This is a genomic window from Phaeobacter sp. BS52 (genome assembly GCF_045040595.1).
Classification (GTDB): domain Bacteria; phylum Pseudomonadota; class Alphaproteobacteria; order Rhodobacterales; family Rhodobacteraceae; genus Phaeobacter; species Phaeobacter piscinae.
On sequence record NZ_CP090662.1, the window covers coordinates 3,389,221 to 3,406,278 of the forward strand.

At 60.6% G+C, this 17,058-nt stretch carries 13 protein-coding genes, 1 tRNA gene and 4 pseudogenes; 7 read left to right on the forward strand and 11 right to left on the reverse strand.

Annotated features, from left to right (window positions below; all coding sequences use genetic code 11):
* Positions 1 to 37 precede the first annotated feature (37 nt).
* The 3 genes and pseudogenes from L0Z65_RS16475 to L0Z65_RS16485 all read right to left on the reverse strand — a co-directional run bounded on the left by L0Z65_RS16475 (position 38) and on the right by L0Z65_RS16485 (position 3,871).
* Positions 38 to 2,924, reverse strand: a pseudogene (locus L0Z65_RS16475) (Hint domain-containing protein).
* A gap of 369 nt (positions 2,925 to 3,293) precedes the next feature.
* Positions 3,294 to 3,369: transfer RNA gene (locus tag L0Z65_RS16480), tRNA-Ala, on the reverse strand.
* 175 nt (positions 3,370 to 3,544) lie between these two features.
* Positions 3,545 to 3,871 (reverse strand): TIGR02300 family protein, encoded by a 327-nt coding sequence (locus tag L0Z65_RS16485; protein WP_014875934.1) that lies wholly within the window; start codon positions 3,869 to 3,871, stop codon positions 3,545 to 3,547.
* A gap of 100 nt (positions 3,872 to 3,971) precedes the next feature.
* On the opposite strand from L0Z65_RS16485, the gene L0Z65_RS16490 reads away from it, so the two are divergent.
* Together L0Z65_RS16490 and L0Z65_RS16495 are read left to right on the forward strand one after the other, a co-directional pair.
* Positions 3,972 to 4,664, forward strand: a complete 693-nt coding sequence (locus L0Z65_RS16490) for a M48 family metallopeptidase (RefSeq protein ID WP_405109286.1) — start codon at positions 3,972 to 3,974, stop codon at positions 4,662 to 4,664.
* 77 nt (positions 4,665 to 4,741) lie between these two features.
* Positions 4,742 to 5,410, forward strand: coding sequence for a GntR family transcriptional regulator (locus L0Z65_RS16495; protein WP_096873212.1), 669 nt, complete (start codon positions 4,742 to 4,744; stop codon positions 5,408 to 5,410).
* A gap of 9 nt (positions 5,411 to 5,419) precedes the next feature.
* Here L0Z65_RS16495 and L0Z65_RS16500 read toward each other — a convergent pair whose 3' ends face one another.
* Both L0Z65_RS16500 and L0Z65_RS16505 read right to left on the reverse strand, forming a co-directional pair.
* Entirely contained in the window at positions 5,420 to 6,166 is a 747-nt protein-coding gene (locus L0Z65_RS16500; RefSeq protein WP_405109290.1) for a DUF1206 domain-containing protein, read from the reverse strand.
* 313 nt (positions 6,167 to 6,479) lie between these two features.
* A pseudogene (locus L0Z65_RS16505) lies at positions 6,480 to 7,444 on the reverse strand (acetyl-CoA carboxylase carboxyltransferase subunit alpha).
* 119 nt (positions 7,445 to 7,563) lie between these two features.
* On the opposite strand from L0Z65_RS16505, the gene L0Z65_RS16510 reads away from it, so the two are divergent.
* Positions 7,564 to 8,400: a GyrI-like domain-containing protein gene (locus tag L0Z65_RS16510; protein ID WP_405109293.1), complete on the forward strand. Its 837-nt coding sequence runs from the start codon at positions 7,564 to 7,566 to the stop codon at positions 8,398 to 8,400.
* A gap of 3 nt (positions 8,401 to 8,403) precedes the next feature.
* Here L0Z65_RS16510 and L0Z65_RS16515 read toward each other — a convergent pair whose 3' ends face one another.
* Positions 8,404 to 9,000, reverse strand: coding sequence for a LysE family translocator (locus tag L0Z65_RS16515; protein ID WP_040174698.1), 597 nt, complete (start codon positions 8,998 to 9,000; stop codon positions 8,404 to 8,406).
* 73 nt (positions 9,001 to 9,073) lie between these two features.
* Here L0Z65_RS16515 and L0Z65_RS16520 point away from each other — a divergent pair, with 73 nt between their 5' ends.
* The gene (locus tag L0Z65_RS16520) at positions 9,074 to 9,526 is read left to right on the forward strand and encodes an Lrp/AsnC family transcriptional regulator (protein WP_040180809.1); all 453 of its coding nucleotides are present in this window, start codon (positions 9,074 to 9,076) and stop codon (positions 9,524 to 9,526) included.
* Positions 9,527 to 9,577: 51 nt separating this feature from the next.
* Here the strand turns inward: L0Z65_RS16520 and L0Z65_RS16525 are convergent, their stop codons facing one another.
* Together L0Z65_RS16525 and L0Z65_RS16530 are read right to left on the reverse strand one after the other, a co-directional pair.
* A complete protein-coding gene (locus tag L0Z65_RS16525) occupies positions 9,578 to 10,183 on the reverse strand; it encodes a hypothetical protein (protein WP_405112604.1) in 606 nt (201 codons plus the stop codon).
* Between the two features lie 80 nt (positions 10,184 to 10,263).
* Positions 10,264 to 11,228: pseudogene (locus tag L0Z65_RS16530) on the reverse strand (L-malyl-CoA/beta-methylmalyl-CoA lyase).
* A gap of 314 nt (positions 11,229 to 11,542) precedes the next feature.
* On the opposite strand from L0Z65_RS16530, the gene dgcN reads away from it, so the two are divergent.
* From dgcN to L0Z65_RS16545, 3 genes are all read left to right on the forward strand, one after another.
* Positions 11,543 to 12,544, forward strand: a complete 1,002-nt coding sequence (gene dgcN / locus L0Z65_RS16535; protein ID WP_405109297.1) for an N-acetyltransferase DgcN — start codon at positions 11,543 to 11,545, stop codon at positions 12,542 to 12,544.
* A 159-nt stretch (positions 12,545 to 12,703) separates the two neighbouring features.
* A complete protein-coding gene (gene dgcA / locus L0Z65_RS16540) occupies positions 12,704 to 13,669 on the forward strand; it encodes an N-acetyl-D-Glu racemase DgcA (protein ID WP_405109300.1) in 966 nt (321 codons plus the stop codon).
* A gap of 10 nt (positions 13,670 to 13,679) precedes the next feature.
* Positions 13,680 to 14,540 (forward strand): D-amino-acid transaminase, encoded by an 861-nt coding sequence (locus L0Z65_RS16545; RefSeq protein WP_040180800.1) that lies wholly within the window; start codon positions 13,680 to 13,682, stop codon positions 14,538 to 14,540.
* 94 nt (positions 14,541 to 14,634) lie between these two features.
* Here the strand turns inward: L0Z65_RS16545 and L0Z65_RS16550 are convergent.
* The 3 genes and pseudogenes from L0Z65_RS16550 to L0Z65_RS16560 all read right to left on the reverse strand — a co-directional run bounded on the left by L0Z65_RS16550 (position 14,635) and on the right by L0Z65_RS16560 (position 17,049).
* Positions 14,635 to 15,308, reverse strand: a pseudogene (locus L0Z65_RS16550) (type 1 glutamine amidotransferase domain-containing protein).
* Between the two features lie 30 nt (positions 15,309 to 15,338).
* A complete protein-coding gene (locus L0Z65_RS16555) occupies positions 15,339 to 16,370 on the reverse strand; it encodes an NADP-dependent oxidoreductase (RefSeq protein ID WP_405109303.1) in 1,032 nt (343 codons plus the stop codon).
* 91 nt (positions 16,371 to 16,461) lie between these two features.
* On the reverse strand, positions 16,462 to 17,049 hold the full coding sequence (locus L0Z65_RS16560) for a TetR/AcrR family transcriptional regulator (protein ID WP_405109306.1): 588 nt from the start codon (positions 17,047 to 17,049) through the stop codon (positions 16,462 to 16,464).
* Positions 17,050 to 17,058 lie beyond the last annotated feature (9 nt).

Genomic DNA, 17,058 nt, shown 5'->3' on the forward strand with positions numbered 1-17,058 from the left:
AACATAGGGCCATGAGGCTTGCGCGACAACGAGGGTGTTACGCGGCGCGGCGATCGGTAATGTCGCGGCGTCTGAGCGAGCGGCGGGCGAGATCGCCGTAGGTTTTGCGGACCTGGTGGCGGCCGGGCTCGCCTGACAACCCATGCACTATTGCCAGCTCCGGGAATAGTGCCAGCAGCTCACGCAGGTCGTCTCCCGACAGGCCGCGGATCGCCTCCGGGCCGGGCCAGAAGGTTTCGGTCGCGATGCCTTCTGCAAAAATGACCTCGTGCTGCTCCGTCATCAGGTGGACATAGGTGACCGGAGTTTGATGGGTTACCTGTGCGGCAAAATCTGCGTCCATCTCGGCAAGGAGTTTTGCAGACACAAAGCTTTCGTCACGTGGTTTTTCTGCCATCAGGCAGCGGTCATTGACGATCAGGCGGTGTTGCGGGGACAGCAGCATCGGTCGGTCCGGTGACAGCACCCCGCCCGGACGCAGGCAATAGGGGCGCAACTGTGGGCGGTGCATAAGATCGGCCGCGCTGAGGTGGCGCTTGCCAACCCAGATCACGGGCTGAAACCCGTTGTCTGCGGTTTGCAGCAGATCCCCGACCCGGATCTGACCTGCAGGGACAGCGCCCCGGCGTGTGGCCAGCAGCACGTCGGGCGTAAAGCAGGGAATGCCTGCGGCGTAGAGCTGGTTGTGACTGCTCATCTGCGCAGGTGTCACCCCCTGAAGCACCAGTTGCTCCCCGCCGGGGAACGTCAGGAGCGCATTGCCGAACCCGTCGTCGGCCACGGCGACATCGCTGGTGCGCACGGCGCCATCGGCCCCGCTGCCGCTCAGCCAGGTCAGAGACATCCAGCTGGTCATTGTAAAACCCGTTGCCGTCGTCATCGTTCAGATCGAAGTCGCTGACGGTATCGACACCGCCACCCTCCGTCAGAAGCAGCTCATCATCGCCCGCCCCGCCGGTGATGGAATCGTCGCCTTCACCGAATGTGATCGTATCGTCGCTACGCATGCGGCATCGATATCCACACCGGCGTTGTCGGCGGAGGCATCAACCACATCCGCCTGATCGGTCAGGGTCAGCTGTTCAATCTCGCTGAAGGAGATCGTGTCGGCCCCATCGGTGATCTGGCTAAGCCTCATAGCCGGAATAGGTGACGTTGACACTGTTGGTGACATTCGACAGGTCGATGTGGTCAGAATCGTTTCCGGCTTCACCGCCCGAAATGGTGTCGTTGCCAAAGCCATCCGACATCCGGAAGGTATCAGCATCCGCTTCGCCATACATTTTGTCATCGCTAGCGCCGCCAACCAGCAGATCGTCGTCATTGCCGCCGTACATGGTGTCGGCGCCATCGCCGCCTTCCAGCGTGTCATTGCCGTCTGTAGCGACGATGCTGTCATTGCCGGTGCCGCCGACCAGGCTGTCATCGCCTGCCGAGTTGCGCAGTGTGTCGTTGCTTAGCGCCACCAATCAGCGTGTCATTGCCAAGCCCGGTGGTCAGACTGTCGTCGCCATCGCCGCCGTCGATATAGTCGTCACCATCGCCGCCTGCGATGGTATCGGCGCCGAGGCCACCCATCAGCGTATCGTTTCCGACACCGCCATCCATCACATCGTCGCCGGTGCCGCCGTCCAGGCTGTCGTTGCCCGTTTCGCCGTACATCAGGTCGTTGTCGGCACCTCCAAGCAGGAGGTCGTCGTCATTGCCGCCATAAAGAGTATCATTGCCATCGCCGCCTTCCAGCGTGTCAAAGCCGTCGGTTGCCACGATGCTGTCGTCGCCGGTGCCGCCAACCAGACTGTCATCACCGGCGGAGTTGTTCAGCGTGTCATTCCCTTCACCGCCAAGGAGCGTATCGTTGCCGATGCCGGTTGACAGTTTGTCGTCGCCCTCACCGCCCTCGATATAATCGTCCCCGTCGCCGCCAGAGAGCGTGTCGCCACCGGCGCCGCCAAGCAGGGTGTCGGCACCTATGCCCCCCTCCATGACATCGTCGCCTTCACCACCGTCCAGCAGGTCGTCACCTTCCTCACCCAGCAGGGAATCATCGCCCCCCTGACCATGGACGATGTCATCGCCAACACCGGCCATAACCGTGTCGTCCCCCTGGTCGATGACGGTAGTGATCGGGTCATCCAGCACGTCGCCGGACAGGGTGAACCCGGCCAAGCCTGCACGGGTTTGCAGGGTGAATTCAATTGAGGAGCGGTCCTCAAATGAGGCGGAGAACCAAGAGTCCTGATCGGTGTAGTCGTTCAGCTCTGATCCGGTGGCTTTGACCACATCTCCGTCGATGTCGGTGGTCAGCGACGAATCTGACGAGACGCCAAAGGAGGTAAAGCTGCTGCCATCAATGATGACGGCTTCGGCGTCGCCGTAGTAGCTGTTGTCGTCGATATCATTGAATGTTGCGGTTGAGTTGAGATAGACCGTCTCTCCGGTGTCAGGGTCAAAAAACTCCAGCCGGAATTTGGCCTGATCACCGGGCCGATCCCCATCCAACAGGATTTCCGCGCCATTCGTATAGCCAAATTCCACCGACATATTGGCGTTGGACTTTTCGACCAGAATCAATTTTCCGGAAATGCTGGTGCCGTCCTCCAGCGTGGCGACATTGCTGAACACAGCGTAGTTGCTAAGCCGAACCTGTGCCACCATCGTGGGACACGCTATGCATGTTGTTGATATCCAGCGTCAGCGGAGAGGCCTGCATCCCCTGGTCAAACCCGTCCCCCATGTCGCCATAGATGATGTCGTCGCCTTCGCCACCGTCAATCAGGTCGTTGCCCTCTTCACCGGCGACAGTGTCGTCCCCCTCGCTCAGCATCCATGGTGTCATCCCCCGTGGAGCCCCCCATTTTATCCTTGCCTTTGCCACCTTTCAGGGTCGCGAGGAGATCTTCGAGCCAACTTGGACGGGGCATGGCGGGTCTCAATCCTTAATCGATTTATACAACTGTCGTGTTGACCATTAAGCATGCGCTGCATGGTCGATGGTGGGGACACACATCAAACGAAGCTTAGATGTTTGGCGATAATAAAGCGTAAATCGGCAAGGCTGCCCGTTGTGCAGCGTTGCAGCAGGCGTCGTGCGATGGGATGGCACGTCCGTTGCATGCTCTCTGGGATGAGAGGAATAGGCGGTGAGCCGTTTGGTCAGATTCCGCCGTATGGGCGCAACCGGAACTGCAGCCTGACGGCTCATCAAAAGGCCGCCTATATCACAAGACTCTTTCAGAAATCCTGAACATCCTTGGGATATGCTACTGATATGCTGGAAATTCAGGGGTGTTTGGTGGAGCCTAGCGGGATCGAACCGCTGACCTCCTGCATGCCATGCAGGCGCTCTCCCAGCTGAGCTAAGGCCCCAAACCGCCGCGTTTCGTTTCCGTCTCGCGGTGTGTGTCGGTGATTTAAGGGAGGCTGGCGCGTGCCGCAAGCGGAAAATGCACCATCGTCCGAGATTTTTTCAACACCGGTTTTCCGGCGGTCATTCGCGGTATCCGGGGGAGGTGGCAGCACCTCCCCCAAGGGCCTTGTGGCCTTAGGACTCGTCGTCTTCGGAGGCGACGTCGGCGATCTCGTCGAGCGAGACGTTGTCCTCGTCATCATCATCGTCCAGGACGTCGTCGCCCAGATCCAGATCGACATCATCTGCATCATCAAGCACCGCGTCATCACCGTCGGTGTTTTCCTTGGCCTTGCGGCTGGCCGCATCTTCGGCGTCGGCTTCGATCATGCGGCTTTTGCCGTTGTTCAGTTCGACAACCTCACCGGTGTAGGGGCTGACGATCGGGTTCTTATTCAGGTCGTAAAAACGTTTGCCGGTTGTCGGGCAGACGCGCTTTACACCCCATTCTTCATTGGGCATGTGGATCCCCTTGATTTTCTGCTGAGTCGGTTCGACGATTCAGGTGCCTTGCCATATGCGCCGGGTGCTGTCAAAGCCTTTGCCAAAAGGGGAGGCTGTCATGGCTGATCATCACCTGCCCGGAGATCCGCCGGTTCCGCTGACGCTGCGCCGCTCTGCGCGGGCGCGGCGGATCAGTCTGCGCATCTCAGGGCTGGATGGTCGGGTGACGCTGACGTTGCCGTCACGGGTCCCGGATCGCGAAGCGCTGGAGTTTGCGCGAGAAAAGGAAGGTTGGATTCGCGGGCATTTGGCGAAGCATCCGGAATGTATCGACGTGGATTACGGCAGCGTGCTGCCGATTGATGGCCAGCCACGACATGTGGTTGCCGGGCCGGGGCGCAGGGTGCTGTTGGCACCGGGCCAAGTGACGGTGCCGGGGGGTGCCAGCGGGGCGAAGCCCGGGCGCCGGATTCAGCGGTATCTGCAGGAGCTTGCGCGTGACAGGCTGGCGGCAGCCTCTGATCACTACGCGGCGACGCTGGGTCGCCCCTATAGGCGTATCAGCCTGCGGGATACCCGGTCGCGCTGGGGGTCGTGTTCGTCCGAGGGGGCGCTGATGTATTCTTGGCGGTTGATCCTGGCACCGCCGGAGGTGCTGCGCTATGTCGCCGCGCATGAGGTGGCCCATCTGGCGGAGATGAACCATTCGCCTGCATTCTGGGCAACCGTCCAGCAACTATATGGCAACTATGATGGCGCGAGAGAGTGGCTGCGCCGCGAGGGCAATCAGCTGCACCGCTACCGTTTCTGAGGGCATCTGGGCAATGGACCTGTGTTCGACAGAGGGTGCCGGTTGACCTGATCGAAATTTGTGATCACAACACCAATATGTCCGATCCTGTACCCAACCCCATTCGCCCGACTGTTGAGCCGCCCACCGGCTCTGCCCACGACCGGGTCTACCGCGCATTGCGTACCCGGATCATGCACGGTGAGATGGCACCGGGAGAGGCGCTGACGCTGCGCGGGATTGGCCGTGAGTTTGATGTGTCAATGACGCCCGCCCGCGAATCGGTACGGCGGTTGGTGGCAGAAGGCGCCCTGTTCCTGTCGTCTTCGGGTCGGGTATCGACGCCGGAGCTGACAAATGAGCGGATTGAGGAGCTGGCAGCCCTGCGGGCGTTGATCGAGGTCGAGCTGGCCAGCCGGGCCCTGCCGCGCGCGCATATCGCGCTGATCGACCGCTTGCAGAGCATTAACAGCAATGTGGCCGAGATGATCTCCAAACGGGATGCTGTTGGCTATCTCCGCACCAATCTGGAGTTTCACCGAACGCTGTACCTGCGGGCGCAGGCCCCGGCGATGTTGGCAATGGCGGAGACCGTCTGGCTGCAGCTGGGGCCGACCATGCGGGCGCTTTATGGCCGGTTGCGGCGCACCGAACCGCCGCAGAATCACAAGTTGATCATTGCCGCGCTGAAGGCGGGGGATGAACCGGGGTTGCGACTGGCGGTGCGTTCCGACGTGACGCAGGGGCTGCGAATGCTGGCGGGATAGGTCGCGCCGTCAGTTATGGCTGAGTGCATCGCCGAGGGTCTTTGTGCCGCGGTTGCTGGCCTTGGGCACGACGCGATAGAGTGCGTTGACGCAGCAGAACAGCGCAAAGCCCAAGAGGCCGAAACAGAGAGCCGTGACAAGAATCTGGCCAAAAATCTGCGCCTGGAGCCAGTCAAAAACACTACCGATACCACTGGGGCTGTCAGCGGATGCAAACACCGTAGCCTGAATGATCAATGCGCCGATAACACCGATGACCACGCCGTTTGCGGCGACACCGATTTTCAAGGGTGTATTAAGGCGCCGGGTGGTCGCGTTGGCTTTGAGATGTGTTCGGTAGCCTTCGCTCCACGCCTTGTGAAGGTAGTAACCCGCTGCACCCAGCGTCAGCAGGCCAGCCACCCCGAGGAGGATCGCGCCGGCTGGCGACGACGCAAGCTGCGCGATCTTATCACCGCCGGAGCCATTACCGGACTGATGGTCGATCAAAACTGTGACGGCAAGTCCCGCCATGACGAAATGGACGAGACCCGTCACCACCATCGCGGTGCGGGCGATCAGCCCCTTGATACCCGCCCCGTATGCTTCGAGGTCCCAGACGCTGTCGACCACTCGCCAGACTGCGTAGGCTGCCAATCCCAAAATGATCGCGAGTAGTACAATCGTACCCCAGCCGCCATCCAGCCACTCCAGCGCTTCCGTGGTGCCTTTTGCACCGCCGCCCTGCCAGATCGACCACAGCGATGTGCTCGGCAATCGTCAGATAGACCAGCGCCCGACCACCGTAGCCGGTACGCATGATGGGTATCGCCCAAGAAAAGTCATCTGGGTTGATCTGATCAAGGATCTCGTTACGGGTGTGCTCAGAGGGCAAGGCGCGATTTGCGAGCCCTGAAAACAGGCGATCTGACATGGTGGCGCTCCTGACCATGGGAACGGATATATATCAATCAAATGCGCAGCAGCACAGGATTGTTCCGAAAGCAGATCGTCACGATTCGAGCACACATAGAAAAACCCCGGCGCACAGGCCGGGGTTTCATTTTAAATCAGAGCGTTGCAGGTGGCCTTAGGCCGCCAGCCCCTTCGACCCGATATCCAGGAACTTCTGGCGACGATCTTTGATCAGGGCGGCGGCGTCCTTGCCGTCCAGCTCTGCCAGCATGTCGGCCAGCGCGCCGCGCACCGCCTCAAAGGCGGCGTCAGCATTGCGGTGGGCGCCACCGAGCGGTTCGGGGATGATCTTGTCCACCACGGCCAGCTCCTTGAGGTTCTGGGCGGTGAGGCGCAGGGCCTCTGCGGCTTCGCGCATCTTCTCGGCATCTTTCCAGAGGATAGACGCGCAACCTTCAGGGCTGATCACTGAGTAGACCGAATGTTCCAGCATGGCCACGCGATTGGCCGTGGCAAAGGCCACAGCACCGCCAGAGCCGCCTTCCCCAATGATGATGGAGATCAGCGGCACGCCGATTTTCAGGCACATTTCAGTGGAGCGGGCGATGGCCTCGGACTGGCCGCGCTCTTCTGCGCCTTTGCCGGGGTAGGCGCCAGCCGTATCCACGAGGGTCACCACCGGCAGGCCAAACCGGCTCAGCCATTTCCATCAGGCGGATGGCCTTGCGGTACCCTTCGGGGCGGGCCATGCCGAAATTATGGGCGATACGCGCCTTGGTGTCCGAGCCTTTTTCATGGCCGATCACCATGACCGGTTGGTCGTTGAACCGGGCCAATCCGCCCATCACCGCCAGATCATCGGCGAAGTTCCGGTCGCTCAGCCAGCGGTGTATATTCGGTGAACAGCGCATCGATATAATCACGGCAATGCGGCCGTTCGGGGTGACGGGCGACCTGGCATTTGCGCCAGGGTGTCAGATCCTTGTAGAGATCGATCAGCAATTGCGCCGCCTTGGCGTCAAGGGCGGCGGCCTCATCGGTCAGATCGGCTTCTTCATTTGCCCGTGCCAGGGCGCGCAGTTCTTCCGCTTTGCCTTCGATTTCGGCCAACGGTTTCTCAAAATCCATGTACTGGGTCATGTCGTCTCACTCGAGCGGTTTGCCCGATATATGGCCCCAAGGGCCGACGGATGCAACTCAGCAAGATTTGTGAAGTGCTACTATGGCATCCAAATCGGGTCAGAAGAGGGACGTTTTCCATGAGCAACTCCTATGAGGACCGCATTCTGCGGGTGCTGGGCTATATCTACGACAACCCGGAGGGGGATCTGTCGTTGGATGCGCTGGCGGATGTTGCGGCGATGTCGCGGTTTCACTGGCACAGGGTGTTTCGCGCCCTGACCGGGGAAACCTGCGCGCAGGCGGTGCGCCGGATCCGGCTGCATCTGGCCGCAACTGCGCTGGTGCAGGGCGCAGCCCCGATCGAGAGCATCGGCCGCGCCGCAGGCTATCCCAATACCCGCTCTTTTGCGCGTGTCTTTGCTGAGGCTTATGGGGCGTCGCCCGCGGCCTTTCGCAGGAAGGGCCGTCTTCTGCCACCCAATCCCAACCTGCTGTCCCAAGGAGACCCCATGTATCCCACCACCATTCGCGATGAACCCGCCCGCACCCTGGCCGCATTGGCCCATAAGGGAGCCTATAGCGAGATTGGCCGCAGCTTTGAGGCGTTCTCAGCCCTGTGTACAGCGCGCAATCTCTGGCCGCAGATGCGCCAGATGATCGGTGTCTATCTCGACAGTCCAGATTCAGTCCCCGATGCCCAGCTGCGCAGCTATGCCGGGGCCAGCACTGCCGAAGGTGTTGCCCTGCCCGAAGATATGGAAGAGGTGGCTTTGCCTGGCGGGAAGACTGCCGTGATGACCTACAAGGGGCCGTATTCCGGCATCCATGCCGCCTATGGTGATTTGTTCGGCGCGTGGTTGCCACAGTCGGGCGAGGAGCCCGCCGATGCGCCCTGCTACGAGATCTATCTCAATGATCCGCACCAAGTCGCACCGGAGGAGTTGCTGACGGAGATCTGTCTGCCGCTGAAGTGACGCTCAGCGCTGCAGCAGGATCGCGGCCAGCGACGCAAGAAGCAGGGCTGCCATGGTCCAGTTGAAGGCCCGCAGCTGTGCGGGGCGGGTCAGCAGCCGACGCAGCTGCTGGCCCAGCAATGTCCAGGTCGAGGCCGAGAAACTGCCCACCAGTAAATAAGTGCCCGACACCCAGAGAATGGCAGTCACATCGCGGCTGGCCGCATAGAGGGTGATTGCGCCAAGGGCCATCGCCCAGGCCTTGGGGTTGACCCATTGGAAGGCGCAGGCCTGAAGGAAACTCAGCGGTGTCCCCTGCGCCTCGCCATCGCGCGGCGGGGCCGCATTGGCAACTTTCCACGCCAACCACAGCATATACGCCACCGACAGTGCCGTCATGATCCAAGTGAGTGCGGGGAAGGCATCAAACAGCTGCATCACCCCAAGGCCAACCGGCAGAATCATCAACGGAAAACCAACCGCCACACCCGTGAGATGCGGAAGGGAGCGGCGAAAGCCGAAGTTGGCGCCGGAGGCCATCAGCATCAGATTGTTGGGGCCGGGTGTGAAGACAGTGCCAAAGACAAAGCCTGCGAGGGCGAAGAAGAGTTCGTAGGTCATGGCGATGAAAATGAAGAGTATTTGAGCGAATGAAATTGCGTTCTCTATGCGTTGATGTCATATTTTGCAACAAATGGCGAAACTGGATCAGATAAACGACAGGATATTGCAAGAGCTGAGCCGCGACGGGCGGATCAGCAATCTGGAACTGGCGGATCGTGTAGGGCTGTCGCCTTCTGCCTGTTTGCGCCGGGTGCAGGATCTGGAACGCAGCGGGGTCATCACCGGATATCGGGCGGTATTGAACCGGCAGGCGCTGGGGGTTGGTTTTGTCACCTATATCGGGGTGGGTCTGGGCGAGCATACCAAAGAAGCACAAGAGGCCTTTGAGATCGCCATGCGGCGGGCGCCCGAGGTGGTGGAGTGCCACAATATCACCGGCACCATCGAGTATCTCCTGCGGGTCGAATGCGCGGATTTGCCCAGCTACAAGCAGTTTCATACCGATATTCTGGGGACGTCTCCCTATGTGACTTCGATCACCACCTATGTGGTGATGGGATCGCCCAAGGACATGCGGGCCTGACAGCGGGGGCGTCGGAGATTGAGTATTTGGAGAAAGGTGACGGGGTTGGCGTCAGCCCGCCCCTGTGAGGCTCCGCATGGCGATGGCGGGGGAGGCGAGCACCGGGATCTCAGTCTCAATCAGCGTGGCGGCACCAGCCATGGAGGACTGCGCAAGCACCACGCAGGCGGTATCGGCCACCAAGGCGAGGCTGGTGCTGACCCAGATACCGATCTGTTGGTGGAACAGATCGGTATCGCCTGCGGTGAAGTGCGGCCAGAGGCCGGTCAGCGGCAGAGTGCGAATTTCTGCTGATGTGTCGAGGTCGCTGAAGGCGCGCTCCAACAGGGCCGTAGAGGGCGCGCATGTGCTTTCCAGACAATACGCAATCAGCACCGGTCCGCCGATCTGTGCTGCGGCCTGCATCATCGGCCAGTCGAGCCGGATGGCGCCAAGACTTTCGGCCAGTTCTCCCAATGTGGTGCAGTTGCAGAGGATAGGGCCAGTCAGGCGCTGGATTTCGGCGGTGATTTCCCGGCGCAGGGCGTCGTCGATGCCGTCTTGGGCCTGCTCCAGCCAGTCAGGACGGACGATATGGTGCAGCTTTGCAGCGCCCGCCAGCGCATCGAAAGTGGCGACATGGGTCTCGGCCGTGTGAATCAGGGTGAGATCGACTATGTGCTTCGCCTGCCTTTGTCGCTGTCTTGACGGTCCTTGTTTTACCGGGGGCATTGTCGCACCCCCGGTTTTACAAACCGTTAGCCGTTTTGGGCAATCAGCTCCGATTGGGCGACGATCACCTCGGCTTGTTTGATAGAGGCGATATCGACCAGACGGCCCTTGTAGACTGTTGCGCCTTCGCCGTTGGCCTTGGCTTGTTCCATGGCTGCGAGGATCTCACGCGCCTCAGAGACCGCTTCATCAGATGGGGTGAAAACCTGATTGGCCAACGCGATCTGTTTCGGGTGGATCGCCCATTTGCCGACCATGCCGAGGGTGGCGGAGCGTTTGGCCTGGGCGATATAGCCCTCATCATCGGAGAAATCCCCAAACGGGCCATCCACTGGCAGAATGCCATGGGTGCGACAGGCGGCGACAATGGCGGCCTGGGCCCAGTGCCAGGGGTCGGACCAGTGTTTTTCGCCAGCGCGCAGCATATAGTATTCCTCCTGCGTGCCGCCGATGCCGGTGGTCTGCATGCCCATGGAAGCGGCAAAATCCGCAGCTCCGAGGCTCATGGCCTGAAGGCGGGGGCTGGCGGCGGCGATGGCTTCGACATGGGCGATGCTCGGCGGCAGATCTCGATGATCACCTCAAAGGATATCGGCTTGCGGCGGCCCTTGGCGCGTTCAATCGCCGTGACGAGTGCGTCTACGGCATAGACATCTCCGGCGCAGCCCACTTTGGGGATCATGATCTGGTCCAGTCGGTCACCAGCCTGCTCCAGAAGATCGACAACATCGCGGTACCAATAGGGGGTATCCAGCCCATTGATCCGCACGGAGATATATTTGTTGCCCCAGTCGACCGTGTTCAGGGCCTCGATCACATTGGCACGGGCTGCGTCCTTGTCCGACGGGGCGACCGAATCCTCCAGGTCGAGGTTGATCACATCTGCTGCGGAGGCTGCCATTTTCGGAAAGAGTTTGGTGTTGGAGCCGGGCCCAAACAGCTGACAGCGGTTCGGGCGGGCCGGGGCGGCGGGTTGGATGCGAAAGCTCATGTCAGCGACCTCTGGGTAATGATGTGTCGTAATTGCTTGTCGTTTTGGTATTAAATTGCAGCGCGACCCGCAAGCGTTTTGTGCAGCCGCAGCATTGCGAGCGCAGAAACAGTCACTGGGGGGCCGAGTTGTGCGACAGCGAAAGCAAGGAACCGGCGTATATGATCATTGATCGGGAAGATCTTCGGGTGTTTCCTTCTGGATTCGAAGATTCATGCGTCAATTTTCAGATGTTGCGCAGAATTCGGGATCCTCTCGCAGGCGCGCTCTCCTACACTCACGCGGAACTCGACTTTTTCTGAGGAGGCCCCGCCATGATCGAGACCCCATATCTGCTGTTCCTGGGCGATGCGCCCGACATGCTGGCCGCCAAGGTGGCCATCGGTATTCGCGACTGGCGCCCGGATCACGCCGTGGGCCAGATTCGCCTGCCCGGCTGTGGAGCCGATCTTGGGCTGACCGATATGACGCTGGCCGAGGCCAAGGCGGCGGGTGCCAAGACGTTGGTGATCGGTGTGGCCAATCGTGGCGGTGTGATCTCCCCGGCGTGGAAAGAGGTACTGATTGCAGCCCTGGAGATGGGGTATGATCTGGCGTCTGGTCTGCACAATCTGCTGCGGGACGAGGGGGATCTGGTTGCGGCGGCCCAGACCCATGGCGGCACCCTGCATGATGTCCGCGTGCCGACCGTTGGCTATCCGATCGCCAATGGCGTGAAGCGCAGCGGCAAACGCTGCCTCGCTGTTGGCACCGATTGTTCCGCGGGAAAGATGTATACTGCCCTGGCCATGGACGCTGAGATGCAGAAGCGCGGCCTGAAGTCGACCTTCCGCGCGACGGGCCAGACCGGCATTCTGATCACCGGCCACGGCGTGCCGCTCGACGCGGTAATCGCGGATTTCATGGCAGGGTCGATTGAGTATCTGACCCCGGATAATGACGATGACCACTGGGATCTGATCGAGGGGCAGGGTTCATTGTTTCACGTGTCCTATTCTGGCGTGACCATGGCGCTGGTGCATGGGGGCCAGCCAGACGCGCTGATTCTGTGCCATGAGCCGACCCGTGAGCATATGCGGGGTCTGCCGGGTTATAAGCTGCCGAGCCTTGAGCAGCTGCGTGACACCGCGCTGCCGCTGGCGCAGGTCTCCAATCCGGAGTGCAAGGTCGTGGGTATTTCGGTGAACACCCAGCATCTGAGCGAGGAGGATGCGAAATCCTATCTCGCCGAAGTTGAGGCCCGCATGGGGCTGCCAGCGGTGGATCCCTATCGCCATGGTGCGGGCCGTCTGGTGGACGCGCTGGACGCTGTGTGATCTAACCCCTGCTGCCGCTGGGGGTGAGCCGAACGGTTCGAAGCCTCCGGCGGGAGTATTTTTGGAAAGATGACATTGGGGTGCCCGGCCGCGCGGGTGTCCTTTGGGCCTTTTCCGGTTCTTTAGACAAAGACAACTACCGCAGTTATGGAGAGACATATGCAGATCAGCGTGACACCCGATATTTTCAAGCTGGCGCAGGTCTTTACCATCTCCCGAGGATCACGCACCGAGGCCAAGGTGCTGACCGTGCGTATCGAACAGGATGGCGTCACGGGCTGTGGTGAATGTGTGCCTTATGCGCGTTATAGTGAAACGCTGGAGAGTGTGACGGCCGAAATTGAAGGTCTGCCAGAGCATTTCAACCGCGAAGAACTGCAATCGCTTTTGCCTGCAGGGGCCGCGCGCAATGCGGTTGATTGCGCGCTCTGGGATCTGGAAGCGAAACAGGCAGGCAAGCGCGTGTGGGAGCTGGCAGGTCTGCCAGAGCCAAAGCCGGAAATTACCGCTTATACGTTGTCGCTTGACAGCCCTGAAAACATGCAGGCGCAGGCCGCCAAGAATGCCGATCGCCCACTACTGAAAATCAAGCTGGGCACCGCTGATGACATGGCCCGTCTGGAAGCCGTACGCGCCGGTGCCCCGGAGGCTCGTATCATTGTCGATGCCAACGAGGGCTGGAGCGCCGAGGTCTACGCTGATCTTGCCCCACATCTGGTGCGACTGGGGGTGGCGCTGGTGGAACAGCCTCTGCCTGCGGGCGAGGATGCTGCCCTTCTTGGGATGGAGCGTCCAGTGCCAGTCTGTGCCGATGAGAGTTGTCATGACCGCGAGAGCCTCGCTGCCCTTGAGGGGAAATACGACGTCATCAACATCAAGCTGGACAAGACCGGTGGGCTGACGGAGGCGCTGAAACTGCGCGACGCGGCGCTGGCGCGCGGCTTTGAGGTGATGGTGGGCTGCATGGTCGGATCCTCTCTTGCCATGGCGCCTGCGACACTGGTGGCACAGGGGGCGGTGGTCACCGATCTTGACGGGCCGCTTCTGTTGGCCGAAGACCGTGCGGAACCGTTGAAATTTGACGCAGACGGCGTGCACCCGCCGGAAGCGGCCTTGTGGGGCTAAGGAGAGCACTATGACCCGTACCGTATATGTGAATGGCGACTACCTGCCGGAGGATGAGGCCAAGGTCTCGATTTTTGACCGCGGTTTTCTGATGGCGGATGCTGTTTATGAGGTGACCTCGGTTCTGGGCGGCAAGCTGATTGATTTCGAAGGTCACGCCGTACGTCTGAAACGGTCGCTGGACGAGCTGGAGATGGCCGAGCCCTGCAGCAAGGAAGAGCTGCTGGAGATCCATCGCAAGCTGGTGGAGCTGAACGACATCGACGAAGGCCTGGTCTATCTGCAGGTCAGCCGTGGCTCTGATGGGGATCGTGATTTTGTGTTTCCCTCGGCTGAGACCACGCCGACCATCGTGCTGTTCACCCAGAACAAACCCGGCCTGGCGGATAGCCCGGCGTCGCGCAAGGGCGCTAAGATCATCTCGATCGAGGATATTCGCTGGGGCCGCCGCGACATTAAGACCGTGCAGCTGCTTTACCCCTCCATGGGCAAGATGATGGCGAAGAAGGCCGGGGCCGATGATGCCTGGATGATTGAGGATGGTCACGTGACCGAGGGGACCTCTAACAACGCATATTTCGTGAAGGATGGCGTGATTGTTACCCGCCCGCTGTCCAATGACATCCTGCACGGCATCACCCGCAAGGCGGTTTTGCGCATGGCAGAAGAGGCGCAGATGAAGATCGAAGAGCGCCTGTTCACCATTGAGGAAGCGAAAGAGGCGGATGAGGCCTTTACCACATCGGCTTCCGCCTTTGTGATGCCGGTGGTTGAGATCGACGGCGTGGCGCTGGGCGATGGCACGCCGGGCCCGATCGCCAAGCGCCTGCGCGAGATCTATCTGGAAGAAAGCATGAACGCGGCGATCTGATCACGCGCTCATCACGTGCGAGAATAAAAGGCCGCCCGCATCACTGCAGGGCGGCCTTTGTATTGAGCGCTGCGGCTTTCGCAGGCTTGCGGCCTCAGAGTAGGGCGAGCAGCTGTTTCGCGGCCTCTTCCGAGGAGGCGGGGTTCTGACCGGTGACCAGCTTGCCGTCGGTGATGGCAAAGGAGGCCCAGTCGTCGCCTTTCTCGTAGGTGGCGCCATTTTCAGCCAACATGTCTTCCACCAAGAAGGGCACCACGTCGGTGAGGCCGACGCCGTCTTCTTCGCTGTTGGAGAAACCGGTCGCGCGTTTCCCTTGCACCAATGGCGCGCCATCGGCGTCCTTGGTGTGGCGGAACACGGCCGGGGCGTGGCAGACGGCACCGACGGGACGGTCGCTGTGCGCGAAGGCCTCAATCAGGCGGCGGCTGTCGGCGTCTTCGGCCAGATCCCAGAGAGGACCGTGACCGCCGGGATAGAACACCGCGTCAAAGCCATCATCTTTGACCTCTGCCAAGACCTTGGTGTTGGCCAAGGCGTCCTGCGCGGCGGTATCTTCCTTGAACCGGCGGGTGGCATCGGTCTGGGCGCTTTCATCATCGCTCTTGGGATCGAGCGGGGGTTTCCCCCTTTGGGGGAGGCCAGTGTGATATCGGCGCCTGCATCTTTCAGCGCATAATAAGGCGCGGCGAATTCCTCCAGCCAGAAGCCGGTTTTTTCGCCTGTGTCGCCCAGTTTGTCATGGGAGGTGAGGACCATCAGGATTTTCATCTCGGGTCTCCTTATATTTTGAAGTTCAGATCAGTCGGCGAGGTGGATGACACGTTTGCCAAACGCTTCGCCTCTCAAAAGACCAACGAATGCTGCGGGCGCTTGTTCCAGACCCTCGATCATTTCTTCGCGGTATTTCACTTTACCCTCCTGCACCCAGCCGGTCATCTGCTTGGCAAACTCCGGGTAGAGATGGCCGAAATCGTCAAAGACGATGAAGCCGCGCATGGTGATGCGTTTGCGCAGCAGCTGGCCCATCAGGTAGTTCATCCGGTCAGGGCCGTCGGGGAGGGCAGTGGCGTTGTACTGCGAAATCAGGCCGCAGAGCGGGATGCGGGCAGAGGGGTTGAGGAGCGGCATCACCGCGTCAAAGACAGCGCCGCCGACGTTTTCGAAATAGATGTCGATGCCATCTGGAACCGCCTTGGCAAGGTCGTCGGCAAAGCTGTCGGCCTTGTAGTCGATGCAGGCGTCAAAGCCCAAAGTATCGACCACGTGCTGGCATTTCTCCGCCCCACCCGCGATGCCGACCACGCGCAGGCCGAGGATTTTGCCGATCTGGCCGACCGTTGCGCCGACCGGGCCGCTGGCACCTGCAACCACCAGTGTTTCGCCTTCTTTTGGCTGGCCGATCTGGGTGAGACCCGCCCAGGCGGTGAGGCCCGGCATGCCCAGAACACCAAGCGCCCAAGACGGGTTCTGCGGGGTCTTGCCCATATTGATCACACCGGTGCCATCCGACAGTGTGTAGTCCTGCCAGCCGCCGAATGCGACGACCCAATCGCCTTTTTCATATCCCTTGACGTTGGAGGTAACGACCTCGGCAACGGTGCCGCCCACCATGACCTCATCGATCTCGACCGGCGCGGCATAAGAGGGCGCACTGCTCATCCGGCCACGCATATAGGGATCCAGCGACAGGTATTCGTTGCGCAGGAGCATCTGCCCCTCGCCCGGGGTGGGCACTGTGGTGGTTTCCAGGCGTAGGGTGCTGTCGGTTGGCTCACCCTTGGGGCGCTCGGCGAGGACGTACTGGCGGTTGGTGGTGGAGGTCTGTGTCATATTGGGGTCCTTTCTGTAGGGATTAGACCGATCGTCTAGTGATCGGTAAATTTTTTACGGCACACACGGGAGCCAGAATGTTTCTGACAGGTTAGATGTGCCCGGGTGGGGGGAGCATGGCCCGGGTCTGGACCATGGCGGTGCTAAACGGGGTGCTGTCCTGTGACAGATGCGCCATCAGGCTGGCGCCAAGCCAGATCTGATAAAGTGTGATGGCGGTATGGATTGGGTCGACGCTCGGGCTGAGGGAGCCGTCCCGTTGACCTTTGCGCAGGCAGTCGGCCAGCCGCGCTGTAATGCCTTCGACAGCCTGTTGCAGAATGCCGCGCATCGCAGGAGAGAGATCGGCGATTTCGGCAGCCAGTTTGACAATAAGGCATTTTTGACCGGCCATGTCGGAACTCTGCCGGTCCTGCCAAGCGGTGACATAAGACAGCACCTGATCGCGCCCGGTCAGTTCTGGGTTGTTCAGCGTGGGCGTCAACTCAATCCGGTACTGGTCGACGTAGTGACGCAGCAGGGCGCAACCGTAGTCTTCTTTGGAGGAGAAGTAGTGATAGAAGGACCCCTTCGGCACCTGCGCCGTCGCAAGCAGCTCCGTCAGGCCGACGGAGGTATAGCCGCGCTGCGCCGTCAGTGCGCGTCCAGTATCCAGAATATGCAGTCGGGTGTCACTCATGCGAGTAGA